Source organism: Synergistaceae bacterium (genome assembly GCA_021372895.1).
GTDB lineage: Bacteria > Synergistota > Synergistia > Synergistales > Synergistaceae > JAJFTP01.
In genome coordinates this window covers 1-22,956 of record JAJFTP010000078.1, presented here as the reverse complement: position 1 = coordinate 22,956, position 22,956 = coordinate 1, and the positions used below count along the sequence as shown (strand labels likewise).

24 protein-coding genes are annotated in these 22,956 nt (G+C 49.5%); 3 read left to right on the top strand and 21 right to left on the bottom strand.

Annotation, left to right across the window (positions count from 1 at the left end; genetic code table 11):
- Window positions 1-6 precede the first annotated feature (6 nt).
- The 6 genes from LLF78_07020 to queD are packed head-to-tail and all read right to left on the bottom strand — an operon-like array spanning window position 7 to window position 4,637.
- Complete coding sequence (locus LLF78_07020; GenBank protein ID MCE5202245.1) at window positions 7-702, bottom strand: YggS family pyridoxal phosphate-dependent enzyme; 696 nt, start codon at window positions 700-702, stop codon at window positions 7-9.
- On the bottom strand, window positions 696-1,637 hold the full coding sequence (locus tag LLF78_07015; GenBank protein MCE5202244.1) for an efflux RND transporter periplasmic adaptor subunit: 942 nt from the start codon (window positions 1,635-1,637) through the stop codon (window positions 696-698). The genes LLF78_07020 and LLF78_07015 overlap by 7 nt, the downstream gene beginning before the upstream one ends.
- 18 nt (window positions 1,638-1,655) lie before the next feature.
- Window positions 1,656-2,303 (bottom strand): HAD-IA family hydrolase, encoded by a 648-nt coding sequence (locus tag LLF78_07010; GenBank protein ID MCE5202243.1) that lies wholly within the window; start codon window positions 2,301-2,303, stop codon window positions 1,656-1,658.
- Window positions 2,303-3,499, bottom strand: coding sequence for a class I SAM-dependent rRNA methyltransferase (locus LLF78_07005; GenBank protein ID MCE5202242.1), 1,197 nt, complete (start codon window positions 3,497-3,499; stop codon window positions 2,303-2,305). The genes LLF78_07010 and LLF78_07005 overlap by 1 nt, the downstream gene beginning before the upstream one ends.
- Window positions 3,499-4,272: a GTP cyclohydrolase FolE2 gene (gene folE2 / locus LLF78_07000; protein MCE5202241.1), complete on the bottom strand. Its 774-nt coding sequence runs from the start codon at window positions 4,270-4,272 to the stop codon at window positions 3,499-3,501. Before folE2 ends, LLF78_07005 begins: the two co-directional genes overlap by 1 nt.
- Window positions 4,273-4,274: 2 nt before the next feature.
- Window positions 4,275-4,637 carry a 6-carboxytetrahydropterin synthase QueD gene (gene queD, locus LLF78_06995; GenBank protein MCE5202240.1) on the bottom strand — a complete coding sequence of 121 codons (363 nt, stop codon included), beginning with the start codon at window positions 4,635-4,637 and terminating at the stop codon, window positions 4,275-4,277.
- Between the two features lie 97 nt (window positions 4,638-4,734).
- On the opposite strand from queD, the gene LLF78_06990 reads away from it, so the two are divergent.
- The 3 genes from LLF78_06990 to LLF78_06980 all read left to right on the top strand — a co-directional run bounded on the left by LLF78_06990 (window position 4,735) and on the right by LLF78_06980 (window position 7,409).
- The gene (locus LLF78_06990; GenBank protein ID MCE5202239.1) at window positions 4,735-5,634 is read left to right on the top strand and encodes a dihydrodipicolinate synthase family protein; all 900 of its coding nucleotides are present in this window, start codon (window positions 4,735-4,737) and stop codon (window positions 5,632-5,634) included.
- 34 nt (window positions 5,635-5,668) lie between these two features.
- Window positions 5,669-6,232 (top strand): flavodoxin family protein, encoded by a 564-nt coding sequence (locus LLF78_06985; GenBank protein ID MCE5202238.1) that lies wholly within the window; start codon window positions 5,669-5,671, stop codon window positions 6,230-6,232.
- Between the two features lie 166 nt (window positions 6,233-6,398).
- Window positions 6,399-7,409 (top strand): glycosyltransferase, encoded by a 1,011-nt coding sequence (locus LLF78_06980; GenBank protein ID MCE5202237.1) that lies wholly within the window; start codon window positions 6,399-6,401, stop codon window positions 7,407-7,409.
- On the opposite strand, the gene LLF78_06975 is transcribed toward LLF78_06980, so the two are convergent.
- From LLF78_06975 to LLF78_06905, 15 genes are all read right to left on the bottom strand, one after another.
- Complete coding sequence (locus tag LLF78_06975) at window positions 7,410-8,528, bottom strand: glycosyltransferase family 4 protein (protein ID MCE5202236.1); 1,119 nt, start codon at window positions 8,526-8,528, stop codon at window positions 7,410-7,412.
- Between the two features lies 1 nt (window position 8,529).
- The gene (locus tag LLF78_06970) at window positions 8,530-9,120 is read right to left on the bottom strand and encodes an SIS domain-containing protein (GenBank protein ID MCE5202235.1); all 591 of its coding nucleotides are present in this window, start codon (window positions 9,118-9,120) and stop codon (window positions 8,530-8,532) included.
- 4 nt (window positions 9,121-9,124) lie between these two features.
- Window positions 9,125-9,676, bottom strand: a complete 552-nt coding sequence (locus LLF78_06965; protein MCE5202234.1) for an HAD family hydrolase — start codon at window positions 9,674-9,676, stop codon at window positions 9,125-9,127.
- A complete protein-coding gene (locus LLF78_06960) occupies window positions 9,673-11,190 on the bottom strand; it encodes a bifunctional heptose 7-phosphate kinase/heptose 1-phosphate adenyltransferase (GenBank protein ID MCE5202233.1) in 1,518 nt (505 codons plus the stop codon). The genes LLF78_06965 and LLF78_06960 overlap by 4 nt, the downstream gene beginning before the upstream one ends.
- A gap of 99 nt (window positions 11,191-11,289) precedes the next feature.
- Entirely contained in the window at window positions 11,290-12,255 is a 966-nt protein-coding gene (gene rfaD / locus LLF78_06955; GenBank protein MCE5202232.1) for an ADP-glyceromanno-heptose 6-epimerase, read from the bottom strand.
- A 3-nt stretch (window positions 12,256-12,258) separates the two neighbouring features.
- A complete protein-coding gene (locus LLF78_06950; protein MCE5202231.1) occupies window positions 12,259-13,221 on the bottom strand; it encodes a glycosyltransferase family 9 protein in 963 nt (320 codons plus the stop codon).
- A gap of 37 nt (window positions 13,222-13,258) precedes the next feature.
- Window positions 13,259-14,275: a glycosyltransferase family 4 protein gene (locus LLF78_06945; protein MCE5202230.1), complete on the bottom strand. Its 1,017-nt coding sequence runs from the start codon at window positions 14,273-14,275 to the stop codon at window positions 13,259-13,261.
- 135 nt (window positions 14,276-14,410) lie between these two features.
- The gene (locus LLF78_06940; protein ID MCE5202229.1) at window positions 14,411-15,589 is read right to left on the bottom strand and encodes a type II secretion system F family protein; all 1,179 of its coding nucleotides are present in this window, start codon (window positions 15,587-15,589) and stop codon (window positions 14,411-14,413) included.
- 3 nt (window positions 15,590-15,592) lie between these two features.
- Complete coding sequence (locus LLF78_06935) at window positions 15,593-17,119, bottom strand: GspE/PulE family protein (GenBank protein MCE5202228.1); 1,527 nt, start codon at window positions 17,117-17,119, stop codon at window positions 15,593-15,595.
- Between the two features lie 8 nt (window positions 17,120-17,127).
- Window positions 17,128-19,179, bottom strand: a complete 2,052-nt coding sequence (gene gspD / locus LLF78_06930) for a type II secretion system secretin GspD (GenBank protein MCE5202227.1) — start codon at window positions 19,177-19,179, stop codon at window positions 17,128-17,130.
- 40 nt (window positions 19,180-19,219) lie between these two features.
- Window positions 19,220-19,720: a type II secretion system GspH family protein gene (locus LLF78_06925; GenBank protein MCE5202226.1), complete on the bottom strand. Its 501-nt coding sequence runs from the start codon at window positions 19,718-19,720 to the stop codon at window positions 19,220-19,222.
- Window positions 19,717-20,709, bottom strand: coding sequence for a PDZ domain-containing protein (locus tag LLF78_06920; protein MCE5202225.1), 993 nt, complete (start codon window positions 20,707-20,709; stop codon window positions 19,717-19,719). The genes LLF78_06925 and LLF78_06920 overlap by 4 nt, the downstream gene beginning before the upstream one ends.
- The gene (locus tag LLF78_06915; protein MCE5202224.1) at window positions 20,709-21,308 is read right to left on the bottom strand and encodes a hypothetical protein; all 600 of its coding nucleotides are present in this window, start codon (window positions 21,306-21,308) and stop codon (window positions 20,709-20,711) included. The genes LLF78_06920 and LLF78_06915 overlap by 1 nt, the downstream gene beginning before the upstream one ends.
- Window positions 21,305-21,775 carry a hypothetical protein gene (locus LLF78_06910; GenBank protein ID MCE5202223.1) on the bottom strand — a complete coding sequence of 157 codons (471 nt, stop codon included), beginning with the start codon at window positions 21,773-21,775 and terminating at the stop codon, window positions 21,305-21,307. The genes LLF78_06915 and LLF78_06910 overlap by 4 nt, the downstream gene beginning before the upstream one ends.
- Window positions 21,772-22,956: hypothetical protein (locus LLF78_06905; protein MCE5202222.1), on the bottom strand; the 1,185-nt coding region annotated here is incomplete at its 5' end. The genes LLF78_06910 and LLF78_06905, both read right to left, overlap by 4 nt.

Sequence of the window (22,956 nt, the reverse complement as noted above, 5' to 3'; positions counted from 1 at the left end):
TTACCTTTATTGTCTCGGTCCAAAGATAGCGGTGCCTATTCTTACGATAGTGCTGCCTTCCTCGATTGCAATCTCATAATCACCGCTCATCCCCATTGAAAGTTCCTTAAGAGACAACCCGAATGAACGGCTAAGCGCGTCCCTCATTATGCGCAGGCCCTCAAATGATTTGCGTATCGCAGCAGTATCATCTGTATTCGGCCCTATCGTCATAAGTCCCTCTACGGAAATCCTCGGACAGTATTTCAGTATGCGCTCAAGCAGATACTCAGCCTCTGATGGTTCGACCCCCTCCTTGGAGAGTTCTCCCGACATGTTCACCTCAATATAGACAGGGTAGGATGGGGTGTCGGTCTCTGCGAGTATCCTGTCAAGCACGCGGGCAAGATCCAGTGTGTCCACTGTCTCTATCACACTGAAAATCTCAAGAGCTTTACGCGCCTTGTTCCTCTGCAGATGCCCTATTAGATGCCATTGGGTGCCGTTGCCTTCCGGCCAGCCTTGGTGCTTGCGTATCGCTTCCTGTATGCGGTTTTCACCCAGCAGGTCAACAAAAGCAGAGGCAGAGAGCATCATCTCAAGCGGATGGAATTTTGAGACTGCCATCAGTTTTATGTCCTCCGGCCTGCGCCCGCTGCCCCTTGCCGCAGAGGCGATCCGTTCGCGTATAACTTCTATATTATGTTTTATAAAATCTACCACAGCTGTATCCTTCCCTCTCTCGCCATTTTCGCGTCTTCAACGACAGCATCGCCGACTGACACTCCTTTTGTAATGAGGAATTTACCATTCTCCACAGGTTTTCCCTCAACAAGGCTGAATACTACCCTCGAGCCCCTGACCAGATAGACGCCTTTTATGCCATCTTTCTCAAGCAGTGCGCTGTCAGGTACCACAGCCCCCTCTGTTCTGCCCGCTTCGATCACAAGCGTATATTTTCTTGAAAGCAGGTTTTCAGGACGGAACCACGGCAATGTGACATATAATTTGACCTTATGCCCCATCTTCATGCTTACCCTTATATCAGCCGTCGAACCGGTATCTCCCTCATCCATCTTTACTTTCAGCTTTTTATTTTTTATCTGATCCGACATATTGCCCACAACATCGGAATAACCTACGAAGCGCAGCTCCTGCGGCTGCTCTATAAGTTTTCCGACAGGCTGTCCTTTGCCGATCAATATCCCGTCTTTCATTTTGACAAGCCCACGGGGTTCCGGAAGGTTATCCGTACCGGGCCATATCTCAGAATAACGCCATGAGGATTCCAGTCCGTCTATACCTGCTATAAAATAACCCTGCTGATACGCCTTGAGATATTTGACTTTCGATCCGTATGCGATTTTCGCTATAACCGCACCGCGCGGCACACGTACCGGCCCCGTTCCCTGAGGGTATGAGACGATTCCTGCAACTTCAGCAAGTATAGGTACTTCTTTCCACAAGAGCACCCCCCCGATCTTTACCAGCTGGGTGTCGATACCAGGCACAGCCCAAGTGATCTCCGGGTGCAGATATTCATAGCGGTCAAAGTATAGTTTGAACGCCAAGACCCACAGAGCTATGACTGTAATCACAGCGATCCAGTAAAGCGGCCTTAAAGATCTGCGTTCCTCTGCTTCGAAACGTCTTACCATGCCAGATTTTACCTTTATCTATTCCGATGTCAGCGAAAGTAGATCCCTGAGGTCGTCGAATATCTTCCACGCACCCGCATCTTTCAGAGCTTTGCCGCTGAAGTTGCCCGTTGTCATCCCGATCCCTCTTGTGCACGCCGCAACAGATGTCTTCATGTCAATATCTGTATCACCGACATAGAGGCCGTTTTCAGTTTTAATCCCAAGGATGCTGAAACCTTTGAGCAGCGAATCCGGCTCCGGCTTGGCACGCTCTACATCCTCCAGCCCGACTACGACATCCATTAACGGCAGCAGCCCCGTAGATTCCACGGGACGGCGTGCATAACGCCTGTTTGAGACAACTCCGACCTTTATCCCCCGTGAGCGTAAAACCGAAAGCGTCTCGACCGTTCCCGGGAAAAGGCGCAGGTCAGCCTGTTCTTCTTCACGGTAGTTCGACCTGTAATAGTCGATCCACTCCTGCTTGAAATCGCCCCAGTAAGCACGCCAGCTGTCTTCTATCGTAAGTCCTATAGAAGCAAGGACTTCTTCCCGCGAGACCTCGCGAAACCCGAGATGTTTGGCAAGCATATTCGTGCAGCGATGTATTGCATAACTGCTGTCGACTAGAGTCATGTCAAAGTCGAACAGGACAGCCATTATTTCTTTTTCAGCCTCGTTCATTACTTCCGGACTCCCATGACAAAACCCTTAAGATAATCTGTTTCAGGGACCCCTGAGAGTGCCGGATGATCCTGAGGCTGATGGATCTCATGCGCTATGCGGCACGATGTGCACTCATCCTTTGCCGCCTCGTTCAGCGTGTCAAGCAGCATTTCACGCGTGAATGCATGGCTGCAGGAGATAAACACGAGATACCCGCCCTCGCGGAGGCGTTTAAGTCCGCGCACTGCAAGTTCCTTGTACCCGCGTCTGGCAGAGTCGATCTGTGCCTTGCCGGGAGAGAACGGGGGAGGATCCATTATGACTATGTCAAATCTCTCGCGGGCTGCGTCCATATCCCTCATAATATCAAATGCATTACCGCATAACCAGCTCATCTTCTCCGGAAGTCCGTTGAGAGAAAGACTCCTTTGGGCTGCATCGATCGCGTTATGAGACTGCTCGACAGCTACGACTTCGGACGCCCCGCCCGCAAGGGCATGCAGTCCAAAGTGCCCCTGATAGCTGAAACAGTCGAGCACCCTTGCATCCTTATAGAGCGGCTGCAGCATGGCTGGTACCCGCCTTACATCAAGATATGCCCCGGTCTTCTGTCCGCCTGCGATATCCACAAGCTCATAAAGGGAGCCTATCTTTACTTTCAGAGGTTCCGCTGGCATCTCCCCAAAAAGCGCCTTTATTTCATGGGGTATGCCCTCTTTTTCAAGGTGTTTGGATTCGTTTCGCAAGACAATGGCGGAGAGCTTCCTCACCTTGCGAAAAGTCGCCGCCACTTCATCTATATGGCGATACCATCCGGCGACCGAAACCTGCAAAGAAAGCACATCCCCATAAAGATCCGCGATTATTCCTGGAAGACCGTCCGCCTCGCCATGCACCCATCGAAAAGCCTCTTCGCCGGCACACCAGGTTTTACGCCATTCAAGCGCAAGCGTCAGCCGCTCACGCAGCAGCGCCATCTGGTCCGGTTCTTTTGTTCCGTAGCTGAGGACGCGGATAGAAAGAGCGCTCTCGCTCCATAACCCCCAGCCCTTTACTATCCCGCTTCTGTCGGTAAAGGCGATAAGGTCTCCCTGGCTGCAATGCGGGATCTGGCGCAGATTGCCCCTGAATATCCACGGGTGCAGCGCCCTGACCCTTTCAAGACCGGAATCATCAAGCACTGCCCTGCGCATAATTTTTTTCTCTGACGGCATTATTTTTTGCTCCTCTCAACACTCGCAAAAGCGTCGTGGTTGTGGATGCTCTCATGGCTCGTTACGGAGACGCGAAACCAAGTGATGCGTCTGTCGTTCTCCATGGCAAGCGCCAGGTCACGCACGGAATCCTCGACAAATCTTGGATTACTGTATGCCCGCTCTGTAACCGCCTTTTCGTCTTCACGTTTAAGCAGGCTGTAAACAGGAGCGGAAGCACATGCATCCGCTATTTCGGCAAGCTCTTCTATCCATATGAATGTTTTCATACGCGCGGCGATCCTGGCATGCGCGCGCTGATTATGCGCGCCGAAAGCCGATATTTCCTTCGAACATGGGCACAGTGTCTGGATCGGAGCAATCAGCTCCGTAACAAGATCAAATTTGTCACCTGTCAGCGCGGCACTGAAGCGGACATCGTAGCGCATACGTCCCTTAGAGCCGCTGACCGGAGCTGATTTGGTTATAAAATAAGGAAATTCAAAATCGGCGTGGGCCTCATCAGCATTGAGTCGCACCTGCAGCGAACGCAGAAGATCCTCCATGTTGTGGAACGTGACCTGCTTCTCCTGCTCGCTAAGCACTTCGACAAAACGGCTCATATGGGTCCCGCGGTAGTCCCTAGGCAGAAAGACTGAGAGACTGACATCGGCTATCGTGTCCTGCGTTCCGTGCTTGCGGTCAAGCACCTGTATAGGCCAGGAGATATTGCTTATGCCAACGCGGTCTATAGGAATGTTTCTGGCATCGTGCTCACTCTGGACATCGCGCACGGCTACACATCCTTCCTGCGGCATATCGCCGAGGAGCTCTCGGTTTCCCAGACGCGCACCTCAAAAAGCTCGCAATTATCGCGTTTTAGAGCAGCATCAAGGGTGCGGAAGATCCACTGGGATATACACTCCGCAGTCGGCTGCCGGATCACATCGTTGATATATGCGTGGTCCAGCTTAGAAAGAACAAGTTCATTGACAGCCGCCTTAAGCTCCGCAAAGTCAAAAACCATGCCCTCCGGATCGGGCTCGCCTTCAAGTGTCACAGCAAGCCCGTATGTATGCCCGTGAAGCCGCTCGCACTTGCCGTGATAATTTACAAGATTATGAGCCGCGTCAAATTTAAATTTCCTGCAAAGAAACATAGACAGCCCTCCAAAAACAACATAATATACGAGCAAATTGTACCATTACACTGCGAATTATGCTGTATAATTTAGCAGATAGCTGGGAGTGTTGCACATGAAATTGACTGGTATCTTTGCTCCTGTCCCGACGCCGTTCAATGAAGACGGCTCGATAGATGAAACCGGATGGAGGAACAACCTCCGGATATGGAGCCGTTCATCTCTTGACGGCATCGTAATATGCGGCTCAAACGGCGAACTGCCGTTCATGACGCTGGAGGAGCGCGTGCTGCTCACAAAGATAGCGGCAGAAGAGACCCGCGGCAGACTTTACCTGATGGCGGGAACGCACTTTCCCTCTACGAGGGAGACTATAGCTTGTGCAAAAGCTCTCGGCGAGGCCGGGGCTCAGAGCCTGTTGCTCCTTCCGCCCCACTACTTCAAAGTGAGTCAAAGCGAGATACTCAAATACTTTGAGGATATAGCAGATGGATCGCCGGTACCTATATTTATGTACAATATGCCTGCCAACACCGGCGTAGACATGGAGCTGGACACTATACTCGCGGCGTCGAAACATCCGAATATAAGGGGCATAAAGGATACGTCAGGAAACATGACCAGGTTAGGCTATCTCGCAGCCGCCGCAGATGAAGATTTTGCAGTATTCGGCGGCACGGGCAATTGGTTCCTTGCCGCGCTGGCAATGGGTGCTTGCGGGGGTACAATGGCCGCATCCATACTGTATCCGGATACATGCCGGAGGATCTTCTCGGCGTTCAAAGAGAATAAAATGACAGAGGCAATGGAACTTCAGGCAAAACTATTACCGGTCAGCGATGCGATAACAAGCCGTTACGGAGTTCCCGGGCTCAAAGCGGCACTCGAGACCCGCGGCATGGTCGGCGGTCCGTGCAGGGCGCCTCTGTCGCATGTATCGGAACAAGTCAGGAAAGAGATACTCGACATACTTGAGAAATCCGGCCTTGATAAATATGAGACATGGAGACAATAAAGCTGAGACGATAATATCCGGGGAGGAATAACTGATGGAAGACAACAAAGTACTGACTCTGCTGCTTGGAAGCCCAAGAATAGGGGGCAACACGGAGAAACTGGCCGATGCTTTGGCAGAAGGGGCTAGGGAAAAGGGCTACGAGATCCGCAAGGTCCGCCTTGCCTCACTTGAACTCAAAGGCTGCATTGATTGCCGAAAATGCTGGAGCACAGGCGACCCGTGCATACAAAACGACGACATGGACAAGGTCTATGCGGACATTGAGGCCGCTTCCGTCATCGCTTTCGTATCACCTCTCTACTTCTACTCATGGTCGTCGCAGATCAAGCCGGTATGGGATCGCCTTCTGCCATACTACATGCCGGGCGCGCTCAGAACGACCCCCGCTAAAAAAGTCATACTTCTTGCGGCTGCGGGAGATAAAGATGAGGGCGTATTTGAAGGAATGACCGCGGCGTTTAAAAACGCTACAAACTTCCTAGGATGGAAAGTACTCGGCCAAATCTGCGCATTGGATATCTACGCCCGCGGCGATATGGAGACAAAAGGCCAAAAGTGGCTTGAAAAAGCAAAGGAGCTCGGCAGGTCATTATAGTTTTAAAACATGCCGGGCAGGATCGAGCGGAACATCGCCGCCCGGCTGTTTTGTGTTGTCTGTGAGATGTATTGGATGTATTGCTGGAGTAAGGATAATTCCCTGTTAACAGCAACTAACACCTAACTCATGTCAAATAAACAAGACCATTACAGGAGAGATTACAGTGTTGCCTTTGATCAGCGTTATTATTCCTGTTTATAACCTTGAAACACGCATAAGAGCGACATTGGAATGCGTCCTTAACCAGGATCATAAAAATATCGAGTTAATCGTTGTAGATGATGCTTCCTGTGACAACACGGTTGAAATTGTACGCGAAACACTGTCCGGAGCAAAAATAACCTCACATATCATATCGCACCGCTTTAATTCAGGTGTCTCTGCCGCCAGAAATTCAGGCATGAAAGCGGCAAATGGTGTATTTCTGCTTTTCTGGGACGGAGACGACTTAGCTGACAGTGATTTTATTTCAACACTTTTTAGGGCGATATCCGGCACGAAAGACCAGAATGATATCGCTTTTTGCGGATATCGTACGCGTGAGGAACCAAACGGGACAGAAAAAAAGTATTCCATTCCTGTATCGATCGCTTCAGGCAAAACTCCTCAACAAATTGCGGCGTTATACATGGTAAATAAAATTACACTGATATGTGTGGGGGCTCTTTACCGAACAGAGTATTTAAAATCAATTGATTTGAATTTTTTTGATGGATGTACGGGCGGTGAAGACATCGAATTTGTCATTAAATCGCTTGTATTATGCAGACAACTTGCATTTTCACCAAATTGCCCCTATATATATATGCAACATAATGATATGGGAAGCAGGAAAAATGCCGATACGAGCCAAAAAAAGCTCTTGCGCTACAAACACAACACGGAAGCCCATGCCAGAACGGCAGGCTATCTGTTGCGGTATGCCACGGATACAGAGTTAAGGAAAATAACAAATGTCTTGCTGATACCACAGATAATTTTACGGGAACTATCTATATATGCTGCTGAAAACAATAATCAGCGATTCAATAAAATCCGAACAAATACCGGCATCAGGAACATCCTATGGAAAAGCCGCAGGTCTTTTTTACAAAAACCTGATGTGTTTTTAAAATCACTGATGTTACTGTTGCTGCCGAATATCTTTTGGAGGCATTATCAAAAATATTTTTAATCATTTCTTTTTTAATACATTTCGATAAATCTCAATAGTTTCTTTTGCGATTTTGGAAACATTAAAATCTCCGGCACGCCTGACAGCTTCTTTAGCAATCTGGGCCCATTTGTTTTTGTCGGAAATAAGCATGCCCAGTTTTTCCGCCATTGCCATCTTGTCACCGATTTCCACGAGCCACCCGCTGACACCGTCTTCAATAATATCCAAAGGCCCGCCCCCTCTTGTTGCAATAGGGACAAGTCCTGCCGCCATAGCCTCTATGAGGATTATCCCAAACGGTTCAGGGGTTTTCGAAGGAATAACAAAAATATCCGACGCCCAAAGATAAGGGCGGATATCATCAACAAACCCAGGCATAATAACTTTTTCTTCGATGCCTAAGCAGCGTGTCATGGCGGTCAGCTTGTCTTTTTCTTCTCCGTCGCCTATGAGGAGCAATGATGTTTTTTCAGATATCACAGGCATAGAGGAAATTATTCCGGCATACGCCTGCAGCAAAATATCAAATCCCTTCCACTCCACAAACCTGCCGGCAGCGAGGATAACCGTCTGTTCTTCACTTATTCCCAGTTTTCTTCTAAGAGAATCCCTTACGGTAATATCTATTTTATATCTGCAGACATCTAAAGAATTGGGGACAACGAGCATATTCTCACCAGAAAAACCCAACGACAGCATGTGTTTTTTTATAGATTCTGAACATGGTATGAGAAAATCCGCATCTTTATGGTAATAAGCCTTAGGATATTTGTCCACTGTTTGAACAACTGTCAACCCTTTGCGTTTGCCCCAATAGCCGCCGATCCGGGCCGCTGCCGAAAGCCTTGTGTGTAAAATATCCGGAGAAAAATCATCTATGATCCTGCCAAGCTTCAGCCCAGTCCACGGCAGCCATGATACAGGCACATCGAAAGTGTCAAACGATAATCCCTCATCCTTCAGCCTTCCTGCCAAAGTCCCGCCGGATTTGCAGACGACGTGATTTTCTGTCCCCTGAGAGTTCAGTTCCTTTATCAGCCGGATCCATGTTTCACCCCAGGCCAGACAGTTTTCGTCGACATAATGGAGGATCCTGATCGGCCGCGAGTCTAAACCGGCCTTTATTTCTTTTATCAATTCAATCCCCATCCCTCTCAGAGAGGATCACTCTGTTTTCGACTATCTCACATATGGCATGCCCGACCAAAATGTGCATCTCCTGGATCCTGGGAGTAGAATCGGACGGAACGGCGATAAGTGCATCAACCGCACTCCTCAGCTTGCCTCCGTCAGCGCCAGTCATCCCGATCGTAAAAATCCCGATCTCTTTTGCTGTCTCCGCAGCCCTGATAATATCCATGCTGTTTCCACTTGTGGAGATCGCGACAAGGACATCCCCTCTTCGTCCGTGTGCAAGAAGCTGACGTGCGAAAATCTCGCTGAATGAATAGTCATTGCCTATGGCTGTAAGTGCCGACGCATTGCAGTGCAGGGCTATTCCGTCAAACGGCCTGCGCTCTTTCAGATAACGTCCCGAGAATTCTGCCGCCAGATGCTGGGCATCTGATGCAGAGCCGCCGTTCCCGCAGAAAAAAATCCTCCCTCCTGAGAGAATGGCGCCGGCTATTATATTGCCTGCATTTGAGATGATATCAGCGACCGCATCCATCCTTTGGAGGACATTCCCGTGCTCCGTCAGATTTTTGAAGAATATGTCATTATTCCCCATTACATCAGCCTCCATCGACATTCAAGACAATCTCTGCTGCTTCGTTTAAATTTTGTACCGTATGTAAAGCGCATACACCCTCAGCATATTCCTCCGCACCATAACCGGTCTTTACAAGGATAGACGGAACACCGAGGTTCCGGGCAAGTTCGACATCGCATCTTTTGTCACCGATGACACATGCAATTTCAACAAGGTCAAAACCAAGTTCATTTGCAGCTTCGCCCGCAAGGCCGGTCTTAGGCTTCCTGCATCCACATCCGTCATCGGGCGTGTGCGGACAGTGATAGTACCCGGCAATTTCTATCCCCTGCTCCGACAACAGAGCCGAGATCCTGGAATGCACGGCTTCCATGTCGTTTTCACTGTAATAACCGCGTCCGATTCCTGATTGATTCGTAAGAACGATAAGTTTATAACCTGCTTCTTTTAGTTTAGTCAAACCCTCGATCACACCGGGTAATATCTCTACTTCGTCCGGATCGTGCAGATAACCCTTCTCGGCAATTATTGTCCCGTCCCGATCAAGGATTATCCACTTTTTGCCTTCCCTCACTTTGTATAGCCCATCTTTTCGATAGTCTCCGTCGTCGAATATCCCTGCGTAAGCGGTAATATAACCACCTCGTCGGAATACTCGCGTCCGGCGACATCTTCCTTTCTATAGTCCCCGCCTTTGACTATTACGTGCGGGCGAAGTTGCGAAAGCAATTCCGCGGGAGTATCTTCGTCGAACATAACAACGAGATCCACCGCCTCAAGCGCGGCAAGGACCTTCGCACGTGCATGGCCGGGATTGACAGGCCTTCCGGCTCCCTTCAGCCTGCGGACCGAATCATCCGAATTAACAGCTATCACAAGACGGTCCCCCAGTTTTTTAGCATCAACCAAAAGGTCAATATGCCCAACGTGCAGTATATCGAAACATCCGTTTGTGAATATGACTCTTCTGCCTTCTTTTTTCCATTTGTCACATATAGATTTCGCCTGGCTCCGGCTTGCAATTTTATCCTCAGGACTTACCCTGGTATAATATCCGTTTTTTTCTTCTGCGGAGAAATCAGGTTCCAGCACTGCCTGCAATAAGTCCTCCGATTTGATTGGGTATGTGCCGATCTTGCCCACCACTATCTGCGATGCGATGTTTGCTATCGATACACACTCCGGCAGAGGCAGACCTGCTGTAAAAAAGGCCGCGACAGTTGCTATCATCGTATCCCCGGCGCCGGAGACGTCATATACTTCGACGGCGCTGGCCCTCTCATGCCTGGACCCCGAGCTGTTGATCAAGGTCGCCCCCTTGTCGGAACGGGTAACAAGCAGGTTGTCTAATCTAAATTTACGCATAATTTCAGTTCCGTAATAAACTATTTCTTCATCCTCATTCGCTATATCCGCTCCGGCAATAAGTCTGAGCTCCTTCATATTAGGCGTTACCAAGAAAGCACCGCTGTAATGCAGCCAGTCTTTATCTTTAGGATCAACGAAAACGGGGATACTGTATCGGCGGCAAAGTTCTATGACACGATGACACAGTTCCGGGGTACAGAACCCCTTCCCATAATCAGAAATCACCACACTCTTTAACCCTGAGCGAATGAGTTCTCCCAGACTATGTAATATTTTTTCTATTTCTGCCTCGCTGGGAGAAACTATCTCTTCCTGATCAAGCCTCAGCATCTGCTGATGCCCGCCACCAAGGATCCTTGTTTTTACGATAGTACCGCCGGATATCAGTATTGAAGAAACTTCAGCCCGCATCAAAGAAGAAAGAATCTTAATAAGAGCCTCTCCATACAAATCATTGCCAACTCTGCCTATGGCGGTCACCGAGAGCCCCATCCCGATAAGGTTTGCAACGACATTCCCAGCGCCGCCAGGAACAATTTTTTCCTCGGAAAATTTTACAACGGGAACCGGGGCCTCCGGAGAGATCCGGTAAGCATCGCCATATATATACCGGTCAAGCATATAGTCTCCTATTACGGCAACGTGTAACTGACTTAACCCTCCGGAACAGAACTTGCGGATGTTTTCTTTAACTGACATCTCAGTTTTTTTTATAAACAAAATATTACCGTTATCCCTCATTTTTATACCACTCACCTGCAAATATTTTTATAATGGATTTATCCCGGAGGCTGTATCATTAATTTTCATTTGCAATTGTCAGTAAACCATGAATTCCTTCTCGAGATAGTTTTGCACATAATCCTTGATTCCATGCTTGAGCGAATGAAACGGACGATCATAGCCAACAGCTGCCAACTTGCTGATATCAGCTTGGGTAAAATACTGATATTTTTCTCGAATAGACTCCGGCATATCAATATATTCTATGACCGGGGCCTTTCCCAGTGCATCAAACACAGCAAGTGCCAGATCGTTAAATGTCTCCGCATTTCCAGTCCCCACGTTGAACAGTCCGCTTATTGCCGGATTTTCAATAAAGAATCTTATTACATTACACAAATCTTTTACATATAGAAAATCTCTTTTTTGCTCCCCATCGGCATATTCTTCACGATACGATCTAAAAAGGCGGATCTTTCCTTCCTGTCTGATTTCGCAATAAGCATGATATATAACACTTGCCATACCGCACTTACAATATTCGTTCGGGCCGTACACGTTGAAAAATTTCATCCCGACATGCTGCCTGGGATGCCTGTCCTGTTTATGCGTCCAGAGGTCAAATAGCTGCTTGGAGTACCCATAGCCATTTAACGGCAACAACCGACGGATATCCATATTGTCGCTGAATCCGGATGCCCCATTGCCATATGTTGCCGCGCTGCTCGCATATAAGAAAGAAATTCCTTTTTCGGTACTATAATCCCAAAGCCGTCTGGAATACTCAAAGTTATTTGTGTAGAGGTAATCAAAATTTTTCTCTGTTGTCGACGAACAGGCACCCATATGTATCACGTGCGTGACATCACATAGTGTCGGCAAGATATCCAGAAACTTATCCTTATGGATATAGTCGCAAAAGTGCTTGTTTCTGATGTTCTTCCATTTATCAGTAGAGTCGATATTGTCAACTATGATAATGTCTTCGTATCCCATATCATTCAAGGTGCGAACGACACAGCTGCCAATAAAACCGGCTCCCCCTGTTACGACAAATTTCATATTTTATTTACCTCTTTTCATGATCTCATTGACACCGTCAAGTACTTCGGAATATTGTATGGTTTCAAGGCATGCCTTGTCACACTGCCAGTTTTTACATCCCAAATCAGGACATTTACAGTAAAAAACCTTAGATAAACTACTTATGTAATTATGATCCGAAACATTCGGGCCGAAAAGCCCGACAACGGGTCTGCCCAATGCCCGTGCGATGTGCAAAGCGCCGGTGTCCCCTGATATTGTCCCATCCGTTTCATTGATCACCTGGACAAGTTCTGAAATTGAAAGCTTCCCAACAAGATTCACCAGCCTGTCGGATCTAACGGCAGTGGTTATATCTTCCGCACTCTTTACCTCATCCTTGCCATCACCGACAAGATACAAAAAATATCCGGCTCTTGATGCTCCCATGCAAAATCCTATCCAGCTCTTTACCGGCCAGCGCTTTATTGCATAGCTTGCCCCTATGGCAAGTACCAAGGAACGTCCGTCCGTCCCCCGCTTCAGCAGGTTCCTTATTCTGTCAGATGTGGGCGGAGAGTATAAGAACCTTGAACAAGAGGATAACTTTTGCCCGACATCCCAGATATCGTCAAAAGAATAACGGTTATGAGCAAATGGGAACCTTCTCCGGCCGCTGTATCTCAGTGGGATACCGGATAACAATGAAAAAAGACTGCTTCTGTCGCTATGATGCATATCCAACAGGATATCAAATCTGCGTAGCCTGACTTCTTTCAGGACTTTTAAAAAACCAATATTACCATCTTTTCTTCTATCCCATTCAATCACATCATCGACCCACGGCTGATATTTCACCAGGCCCGCATAAGCAGAATCAACAAGCCACGTAATATTCCAATCAGGATGTCTATCTTTGAGCTTCATCGCGCTAAAATTGGAAATAATCACATCCCCCAGAGATGAAAACCTCAGGAACAGCACACGTTTTTGTCTCTCACTCATAAAAGACTCTCCCTGCATCTGATGAACGATCTGTCTGTTACCGCTCAGCCAGCAACTCTCTGTATATCAACTCATCCGCATCGACCATTTTATCAAGGGTGGGGATGTTCGACACCGGAATATTTATCTTTGTATTGTCTGTTTCAATAAAGTCGACTATCGCGTTCCTCCATGCAGCCACATCCCCGGCCGGCAACAATCCCTCGGAAGAACCGGCCATTTCTGCCACTGGAGCAATATCGGATGCTATGACAGGAATGCCGATCTGTACGGCCCTGGCAAGAGTAAGCGGCATGCCTTCAATATATGACGGAAATAAAAGGCATGACGAGTTCGCCATAAACATGTCGGCCTGATCAGAATAGCCATGGAATATAACTTTGTCAGACAAGCCAAGGGATTTCGTCAGTTCTTCCAGTTCGCCCCTCATCGGCCCGTCTCCAAGAACATCCAGTGTCCAGCCGCAAACGCCTGGCATAGCCTTCAATACATCCTGAAGCCCCTTTCCAGGAGACAACCTGCCGACAAAAAGAAATTTCACTGGCGGCTTCTGTGGTTTAGACCATTTGTATTTAGGCTCATCAAGTCCGTTCAGCACTACCTGGGTATTTTCATAAAAACAGTCCTTCATCTCTTCTCTTACAGCATTACTGACACAGATGACCCTTGAAGCTCTGCGATATGGCCTGTATATCCAAAGTTTTTTGTTCCCGAAATACCCATGCGCAGTTACAATGAACGGGACTCCAGCCATTGATGACGCCCAGTCCGCTATCCAGGCAGGAACTCTGGAGTGTGCGTGTATGATCTGCCAGTCCTCGTCTTTTATCCATCCTGAAATTTTACGGGCGCACATCCATCCGGTGAATGGATTTTTCTTATGTACAGGTAACTTCCTATGCTCAACTTTATCGGACAACTGAGCTTGCATCTGTCCGCCGGCAGAGACGACCATCACATTATGACCCCTCTTTACAAGCTCGTTCGAGAGATCTATCACATGGCGCTCGACCCCGCCTATGTCAAGTTCAGGCAGTATCTCAATTATATTCATATCTACTACCCCCGCGTATTGCCGTTCCTCTTACTTATGATCAGATAAACTGTACCTCCGTCGGAACTTTTAAAAAATATTACCCTAAAATTCCAAGCCTGGAAATCGCATCCCTTAAGCTTGATACAATTTTAGCTACTTATTCACCAGTGTCGATAGATCAAATATCGGAAGCAATACGGCTATGACAACGAAACCTACGAGGAAACCCATGACAAGTATGATCATAGGCTCGGCAAGCGTTGCCCATCTCTGCATTGACGACTGGGCGTAATCCCAGCAGTTGTTCCCAAGCCGTATGAGGCAATCGGGCAGGTTGCCCCCGCTTTCTCCGACACGGACAATAGTAACTATTTCCTCCGGGAAAGAGCCCTCTTTTTCCAGCCCCTGAGAAAAGCGGTACCCCTGTCTTATATGATCAGCAACTACCCCGAGGCGTCCTTTGACCGGGTCAAGGGGGGATGTGAGCTTCAGTGCCTGGACAAGCGGGATCCCGGCTCTTATGAGCGTTCCGGTCTGGGAGAATATCATGGCAAATGCAATGTTGTTCCGCACGTCCTGAAACATTGGAAGCTGTATTTTTTTGTTGCTTCTGCGGCACCAGAAGATGGCTGCCGCCACAATGCATAAGAACGGGATAAAGCCGACGCGCACCGCATGCGATATGAGGATGAGCAGTCTCGTAACAAACGGAAGCTCTGCGCCTGAGTCTACTACGAGTTCTGTGAGCCGCGGGACTACAAAGCTGAGCAGGAATATCACAACAGCAATACCAACGCAAAGCATCAGTATCGGGTAGGTAAGCGATGACTGTATTTTTCTGCGGAGTTTTATTTCATTCTGGATGAGTTCTCCTGCCTTTTCGAGTATATCTGCAAGCGAAGCGGATTTTTCTCCTGATTCCACCATTCCCACAAGGCTCTGCCTGAACACTCCGAGTGACTGCATGGACGACGCAAGAGAACGTCCCGACTCCACCGATTCCCGAAGCTGTGTGAAGATGGGCTTGAGTCTTTTGTCGCGGGTCTGTCTCTGGAGAAGTTTAAGTACTTCTGTTATAGAAAGCCCGCTTCTCATGAACGAGCAGAGGGTCGTACAGAAGAGGTACTGTTCTTCAAGTTTCAGCGGCCTGGTTTTGCCCTTGCCTCCAAATGACCGCACCGACCAGCTGCGGGAAGTTTCTTCTTTTACGTTCATGACTGTGAAGCCTTGGGCGAGAAGGTCGCGCAGCAGGTCATTTTCATTGGCAGCCTCCTTGCGGAGCTGTTTTTTTTCTCCTTTACGCGTATATACCTCAGCTCTGTAAAGAGGCAACCGTTACACCTCTCCTACGACACGGAGCATCTCTTCCGGCGTAGTTTCACCGTTTTCCACGGCCTTGAGTCCCAGTTCAAGCAGAGTGTAAAAGCCGGAGAGCCCGGCAAGCCTGCGAAGCTCCGCCGATGGAGCCCCCGCCGCTATAGCTTCCTGTATTTCGGGAGTAACGTTGAACTGCTCATAGAGGCCAAAGCGCCCCCTGTAACCGGTATGACCGCACTTTTCACAGCCGCGTCCGCGCCGGGCCTTAGTCACGCCGTTTCTCAGTACAACTCCGGATGTGGGGACCTCCTCGGAGCAGTGTGGACATACCCGGCGTACAAGACGCTGCGCGACAACACCGAGCAGGGAACCCGCGATGAGATACGATTCTATGCCCATGTCCGAAAGCCGCGTCACAGCGCTTATGGAGTCGTTGGTATGGAGCGTCGAAAGCACAAGGTGACCCGTCAGAGACGACTGTATTCCTATGTGTGCCGTATCGAAGTCACGCATTTCCCCGATCATTATTATGTCCGGATCCTGACGAAGTATGGAGCGAAGCGACGAGGCAAATGTCAGCCCTGCTTTTTCATTGACCTGGACCTGGCCTACTCCCGGAAGGTCATATTCTATCGGGTCTTCTACCGTTATTATGTTCACTTCGGGACGCGCAAGAGCCTGAAGGATCGCGTAAAGGCTTGTGCTCTTGCCTGAACCTGTCGGTCCGGTGAAGAGTATCATCCCGTTCGGCCTGCGTATAAGCGTCTCTAGCCGCTCCCGCTCGTCAGCCTTCATGCCGAGATCTTCGAGCGTAAGAAGACCGCGGGCCTTGTCAAGAAGCCTCAGAACCAAGCGCTCCCCGTGCTGCGTCGGGAGGGAGCTGACTCGTATGTCCACCATACGCTCGCCGAGGCTTATTCCGATCCTGCCGTCCTGCGGCACAAAGCGTTCCGCAATATCCATGTTTGCCATGACCTTTATTCGGCTCGTTACCGGCGACTGATGTCCTTTAGATAGGCTGTAGCGGTTCTCAAGGACCCCGTCGATCCGGTATCGCACAACGACCCTATCCTCATACGGCTCTATATGTATATCTGTGGCGCGCTCACGCAGCGACTCCATCATTATGCCGTTTACAAGGCGCACTACAGGGGCATCCACGGTATCGCTCATTACTTCCTGGCGGACAAGCTCGGAGAGGTCATCGATCTCTTCTATCGCGTTCAGCGTATCCTGGCCGACGCCGCTCTTTATGTCATAGAGGCGTCGTATGAGGTTCTGTATCTCTTCCGCAGGGCAGAGTTCTATGCTGACGCTGCAGCCCATACCAGCCGCAAGAATCTGCGCATCCGGCACCGCGGATAAGTCGGACATCACGACAGTGAGGACGTCATCTTCCCTACGCACAGGCAGGAAGCCCTTATCCCTCAGGACGTCAATGCTTATTCCTGCCGGTATGAGCTCAAGGATACCTTCGGCTGTAGCCTCGGCCAGATAGGAAATAGACGTCTGTCTGTCTTCTGCCTGATTATCCTGTGGCGACATGCTCCCATTCATCGGTCGATCTTCACCTCAACCGGCCCCGACTGCTTTCCCTGCTCTTTTTTCTGTCCCCCGGACTGCTCTTCCATACTGTTCTGATCAAGCAGCTCTTTCGTAATATCCTGCTTTTCGATCGATTTCTGATAATTACTGTGGTTGCGCATCAGAAGCTCTCTTTCCGCTTCGCTCATTTGCTGCCCATCGCCGATGATCTCTCTTGTTATCTTCGATGCCTGCTGCGGCGTCTCAAGGATATACGGGGTGAGGAATATCATGAGATCTATTTTTTCGCGCTGTTTTTCATTTGATCTGAAGAGGTTCCCGACAAGCGGAATGTATGAGAAGAATGGGACCCTGTTCTTCAAGGACTTTTCCGCCTCTTTGATAAGTCCTCCGAGGACTACCGTTTCACCGTTCGCCACAAGCACGTTCGTCTTTATCTCGCGCTTGGAGGTCACAGGCGTCGTTGAACCTGCTGTGGTGAGCAGATCTTCTACCCTTTGCTCTATCTCAAGGGCGACAAGGTTGCCGCTGCGCACGTGGGGCGTGACCGTAAGTATCAGGCCGACATCCTTGTACTCATAGCTGTTTTGAACTGCACCCGGGTTAGTCGTATCCGTAAGGCTCCCCTTCATTTGAGGTATGACCTGACCGACCTGAAGATAGCTCTGAAGGTTATCGGTGCACATAAGCCTCGGCATTGAAAGGACGTTTATCGCATCGTATTTGTTGAGAAGCTTTACATAAGCATACATCAGGCCTTTTCCTTGAGTGTTTGTCACCGAATAAGTGCTGCCATTTCTGTCAACCAGTTCTTCCTTCGTAATCAGGCTCTGGTACAGACTGAGCACATCTTCAGGCACTCCTGTCGTACCAAGCTGGGCACTGCCTGCAACTACCGCGTCTCCGACTACTGAGCCTCCCCATGCCGCCCAGTCTATTCCGGCGCTGTTGAGCTTATTGAGGTTGACCTCGGCGATGAGTCCGCGCAGGAGCACCTGTTTCGGCTGCGTGTCAAGCTGGGCAAGTATGTCCTTGAGGGAATCGAACTGTTCCTGATTTGCGGTGAAGACAAGGCTGTTCGTCGGCAGGTCGGGAACGACGGTTGACGGCATCGCGCCCTTTGGATCAGGCGACAGCTTCGCCGCCACCGCGAGTATCTGGCTCAGCTGTTCGGCTACGGTTTTCGCATCCGCATTCACAAGCTTATACACGTGAAAATTCTCTGTGCGAGATCGGACATCGAGCCCCTTCATGAGACGTTCTGCTTCCCTGAGGTTCTGGCTGCTGCCGATGAGTATTATGCGGCGCGTACGCTCGTCGCCTATAGCAAAAAGTCCTGCAAGTTTCGAAGAGGAGTCCTTCGACATTGCGTTCATATGTCCTTCGAGGAGCTTGGCGTCTGCATAGGCAAGCGAGAATATCTTTATCGTCCTTATGCTGTCGGGCGCATCAAGAGCTCGTATGATGCTGACCGCGCGGTTGAGGAACGCCGCCTTGCCGACCAGCATGACGGAATTGCCGCTTCCCAGAAGAGTTACCTGCACCGCGGGCAATGCCGACTTAAGCGGCGCAACGACGTACCCGACCTTGACATAGCTCAGCGGGACGACCTGCACGGTAAGCGCCTCGCCCGGCTGGATGCTCATATCCCCCTTTATAACAGTGTTGCTCGCGGTAGGGCCCGCACTTAATGGAAGGACCTTGGAATATCCGCCCATGTCCTGCATTGCAAGGTTGTTCATTTCCAGCACGGATAGCAATACCTGTCTGGACTCTTTGATCGATATAGGCTTCGGGGAAACCACCGAGACTTTGCCGCCTACCGCAGGATCCACAAGTATATTCTCGCCGAGGAGCTCCGACATAAAACGTATGAATTTCGACATCTCCAGATCCTTGAAATTCAGCTGAATGCGCCCGGTACTGCGCATCTGGCGCGCGGCCTGAACAAGGTTCTGTTCATCCTGTACATCTTCCGGCGTCTGCGCACGGGCTGACCCTGTAGCTGATATAACAAGCAATAAAATAATAATATAAAGCAGTTTATTCTTTCCAAACATTGACGACCACTCCTTAGGTTAGACCTGAAACAGAATCTGATCATTTATGGAAACGGGAGTTATTTTTGCTTTTACTGCCTGGATCTGCTGCCGTATCGCCGGAGGCTTCTTCATCCTTCCACTTAATGTTATCCGTTCCTGAGGGAATATAAAGTATTATTTTTTCTCCGTCTTTATACTTGACGGTGAGTTCCCTCCATCGTACGTCGCCGAAATCTGTCTCGTTTCTTTTATCTCCGCTTTTGTCGAAATCAAGTTTTCCAAAATTTTCCCCGAGAATATCCTGCTTTTTTTCAACTGTATCCCATGTGATATCCCCGCTCACTCCGAACGATTCAGCTTTCCCAAGTTTTATTTCGGTCTGCAGTGATTGGGCTTCATCCAGTATCATCCGCTTTTTTCTTGCCTCGCCAAGTCCGTTTTGCGCCAAAATAACAAGCTTCAGCGCTGCGACTGCGGTAAAAGCCAGAATTACGACCGCGACCAGAACTTCAATCAGAGTAAAAGCTCCCCGCGCCGAGCGGCGCCTTACAACGCTCATTTTACCTGGTACTTGAGGGACAGAGGTTTCCCATCTCTCTCCACCGTAACGTCAAATCTTGTACCGGACATCAGGGAGTTGACTGCGTTCGCCGCATCGCTGAGGTTTGATATATTCACGCCGTTTATCGCCTTTATGACATCACCCTGTGATACGCCTACAACCCCAAGCACGCTGTCTGGTGCTATTCTCTGAAGCTGCATCCCGCCGCCTTCTGCGGGAACCATCCTCATCTTGCTCAGCTCGTCATAAGGGTCCATAACAAGTTTGTCGACAAGCTCCCTTGGTACAACTCCCTCCTGCCCCTCCGACGCAGGCTTGATCTCCGAGAGATCCGCCCCGCTGCCCTGTTTTCCGCCAGCGGCCGGAGGCGGGGGCGGGGGAGAAGCTGCTTTGCCGCCTGAGAGAGTCAGATAGAGTGGATAGATGTTTCCATTCTGCGACAACAGGACCCGTCCGTAACTTATATCCTCAAGTCTGCTTCCACGGATAACCTGTCCCTTCAGGACCAGGTGTGTTCCTGCGTCGTCTCTTATCCACGCGCCGATCTGCGGCAGAGTGCCTGCGAGAACCAGGGAAGCGGCAGAGTAAGAGCTCTCCTTATCAGCCGCCTGACGCCGGGACGCCCCAAAGGGATTCAATTCAGTGAAGCTATCCATGCCTCTGCCTGTTTTTGCGTTTGCAAACGACGGAGGACGATTTGCAATATCCTCAGCAAGAGAAAATCTTGCGGCAAGCGAAAGCGACATTATTGCCGTCTCTGCCATCAAACATAAGCAGAAAGCTGCCAGCAGTGCCGAAATAAACACAGTGAGCGCAAGGGGGAAAGAACTCGCGCGACCCTCTCTGACATCAGCTTTTTGGCTGAAAAGAGCGATGGCGCGCCTTTGAAGCTTACCGCCGGATCCTTGCACTGCAGGATCTCCGTGCAGTCCGAAAAAATACTTCTTTATGGAAAAGTAAGAAACTTCATGTCTTCCGGCAGACATTATTTTTCCACCTTCCATTCGCCCTCTTTGATCCTGCTTATGGGGATCATTCCTCCGCTGCCGAGCATCTGCAGCGCCCGGTCCATCTCGCCGGGCACTTTTATCATGAGATTTGCATGCTCCATGACGCCTGTCGCTGCTGAAAATTCTATAAAACCCCTTACTGAAAAATTCCCATTTAACTCTATATTACTAATTGATACTTTGTCATCGTCAACTGCGACGTCGGCTTTGCCTTCGGTCCATTCCAGCTTCTGCCTCATAACTGATACCATATCGCCTCTGCCCGTAGAAACAGTGCAGATACGAGATCCGGATAATAAGCTTCGGATAAAGGACGGGGCAATTCGCACCTCGCTTGACGAAAACCTGAACACAGGAAAGTCCGCCTGGATTCCCCTGCAGACAAACTCTTTGTTGAAGATGCCCTCCGCAGAATGGTACTGTACTGAAGCATAGATACCGTTTTCAGCGGCGCGGCCCAGCACCTTGACCATAAGATAGTCACAGACTGCATCAAAAGGAAGGAATATCAGCAGTCCCACGAAAAAGCCGAGGATCCCGCATAGGATAAGAATAGATCTCCTGAATGGCTTCATTGAGCCGCGGCCTCCAGCGCGACCGTCACATTTATAAGCCGTCCCTCTTTGCCGGAAGACATTGCCCTTATTTCAGCAGTCTTAATGGAGAGCCTGTTGCGCAATATAGCCTCAATGAAGTTCGTAAGCTCGTCGGGATAAATGCCGTTCACCTGCAGCACGATTCCGGACGTTCCTGAATTCATCTGGCCAACCCTGTCTTTCAGGCCGAGGGAGTCTATTATGGACGATACAGCCGTAAGAGGTTCTCTTCCAGGTGATGTATCCTGTTTTGGGTATGATTTGATTGTAACTGCCGCGTTCATAATGCTGTCAGTTTCGCCAAGCCGCTCTTTGTTCTGACGGGATATGCCTTTGGCATTCAACAGAAGGATCAAACCAAGAAGCCAGACCAGCAGAGCAAACAAAACAAGTTTCCACAGCCTGTTCGCCTCGGGCATGCTTTTCAGTTCCTGAAAGCTGATCATTGTTTTGCACCCGTAAGCGAGATCGAAAATCGCATGCCTGAGCCCGGGACCTGCTGTACTTCACCGACCTTGGCGGTAAATCCGTTCCTGTTCAGCAAATCACGAAGGGACTGTATTGAGTCCATTGAGCCCGCGAGTCCCTGTATCTCAGTACGCTCTGCGCCATAACGCAATGAGTCCAGCTTCATGCCGGCAGATGAAGGATTATCCTTCCATGCTGCAGAAAAGTTGCTGAGCGTCTGTTCCAGTGTCATCTGTGTGCCGTTGCCCGTCAGCATCTTAAGCTTTCTGTTTACAGACATCAGAGGGCTTCCGCTCTCCTCGCCGAATATCCTCCTGTATATCTGTGCCGGGGCCCTGTCGAAGGATCCTTTATAAATTAAACCCTGAATAAGAGGCATGGCGGAAAACACTACGAACATAACTCCCAGTATAGAAAGAGTCTTAGCGGTCTTAAAGGCGGTATTGAAGAAAGCCTCGGTCTGTTCTGCCATATCAGCGCCGCGACTTGAGAGATCCAGCATGTCAAGGCCTTTTAATGATGCGATGGCAGCCTCCCCGCAAAATTGAACGTCCTTCTGCGAGACATCTCCGTCCCTGAATATCTTTACGGAGTCTATCTTCCTGCCATTAGATTCAGCATACTTCAATACCCACTCTGCAAGCTGTGCCGCACCGCCCTCGCTGTCCGGCATCCAATGGTAGAATATCGGTTCGCCGTCATCAAACCAGATCGCTGACGAGCCCTCGTCGTCACACCAGACTACTATACCGGAGCCGTTGACTTCTGAGACAAAGGCAATAGGGGCAGGCCAGAAGACAGCGGCGGTGCCGATCCTGGATTCCCATTCCGCTATCTCAGATTTCGCAGCTAACCATGCAACGCCCCTTGTAAGATCTGATGTCTGTTCTGTAACCTGCGGGACAAGTATAAGAGAAGTATCACTGTTTCCCAGTACAGGGCGTAAATTTAGCGTCAATGCATCGCGGATACTGCCCTTTTTTCCGAAAGGGAATGAGAATGGATAGGACACAAGAGTTTTAAACGGAATGAGGACTATGGGCGTCTCATTGGAGACATCGGGCTCCGTTCTTACATTTTCAATAGATGACAGCGGATAGATACGGAATTTTCTCACGACCTTTGAACGGTCGTGAGATTTCAAATTGGGATCCATCTC

Bases quoted from the DNA above. Each gene is read 5' to 3' on its own strand.
- LLF78_07015 (MCE5202244.1), bottom strand. From the start codon at position 1,637: ATGGTAAGACGTTTCGAAGCAGAGGAACGCAGATCTTTAAGGCCGCTT.
- LLF78_07010 (MCE5202243.1), bottom strand. From the start codon at position 2,303: ATGAACGAGGCTGAAAAAGAAATAATGGCTGTCCTGTTCGACTTTGAC.
- LLF78_07005 (MCE5202242.1), bottom strand. From the start codon at position 3,499: ATGCCGTCAGAGAAAAAAATTATGCGCAGGGCAGTGCTTGATGATTCC.
- queD (MCE5202240.1), bottom strand. From the start codon at position 4,637: ATGTTTCTTTGCAGGAAATTTAAATTTGACGCGGCTCATAATCTTGTA.
- LLF78_06990 (MCE5202239.1), top strand. From the start codon at position 4,735: ATGAAATTGACTGGTATCTTTGCTCCTGTCCCGACGCCGTTCAATGAA.
- LLF78_06985 (MCE5202238.1), top strand. From the start codon at position 5,669: ATGGAAGACAACAAAGTACTGACTCTGCTGCTTGGAAGCCCAAGAATA.
- LLF78_06970 (MCE5202235.1), bottom strand. From the start codon at position 9,120: ATGGGGAATAATGACATATTCTTCAAAAATCTGACGGAGCACGGGAAT.
- rfaD (MCE5202232.1), bottom strand. From the start codon at position 12,255: ATGAAATTTGTCGTAACAGGGGGAGCCGGTTTTATTGGCAGCTGTGTC.
- LLF78_06950 (MCE5202231.1), bottom strand. From the start codon at position 13,221: ATGAGTGAGAGACAAAAACGTGTGCTGTTCCTGAGGTTTTCATCTCTG.
- LLF78_06945 (MCE5202230.1), bottom strand. From the start codon at position 14,275: ATGAATATAATTGAGATACTGCCTGAACTTGACATAGGCGGGGTCGAG.
- LLF78_06935 (MCE5202228.1), bottom strand. From the start codon at position 17,119: ATGTCGCCACAGGATAATCAGGCAGAAGACAGACAGACGTCTATTTCC.
- gspD (MCE5202227.1), bottom strand. From the start codon at position 19,179: ATGTTTGGAAAGAATAAACTGCTTTATATTATTATTTTATTGCTTGTT.
- LLF78_06925 (MCE5202226.1), bottom strand. From the start codon at position 19,720: ATGAGCGTTGTAAGGCGCCGCTCGGCGCGGGGAGCTTTTACTCTGATT.
- LLF78_06920 (MCE5202225.1), bottom strand. From the start codon at position 20,709: ATGTCTGCCGGAAGACATGAAGTTTCTTACTTTTCCATAAAGAAGTAT.
- LLF78_06915 (MCE5202224.1), bottom strand. From the start codon at position 21,308: ATGAAGCCATTCAGGAGATCTATTCTTATCCTATGCGGGATCCTCGGC.
- LLF78_06910 (MCE5202223.1), bottom strand. From the start codon at position 21,775: ATGATCAGCTTTCAGGAACTGAAAAGCATGCCCGAGGCGAACAGGCTG.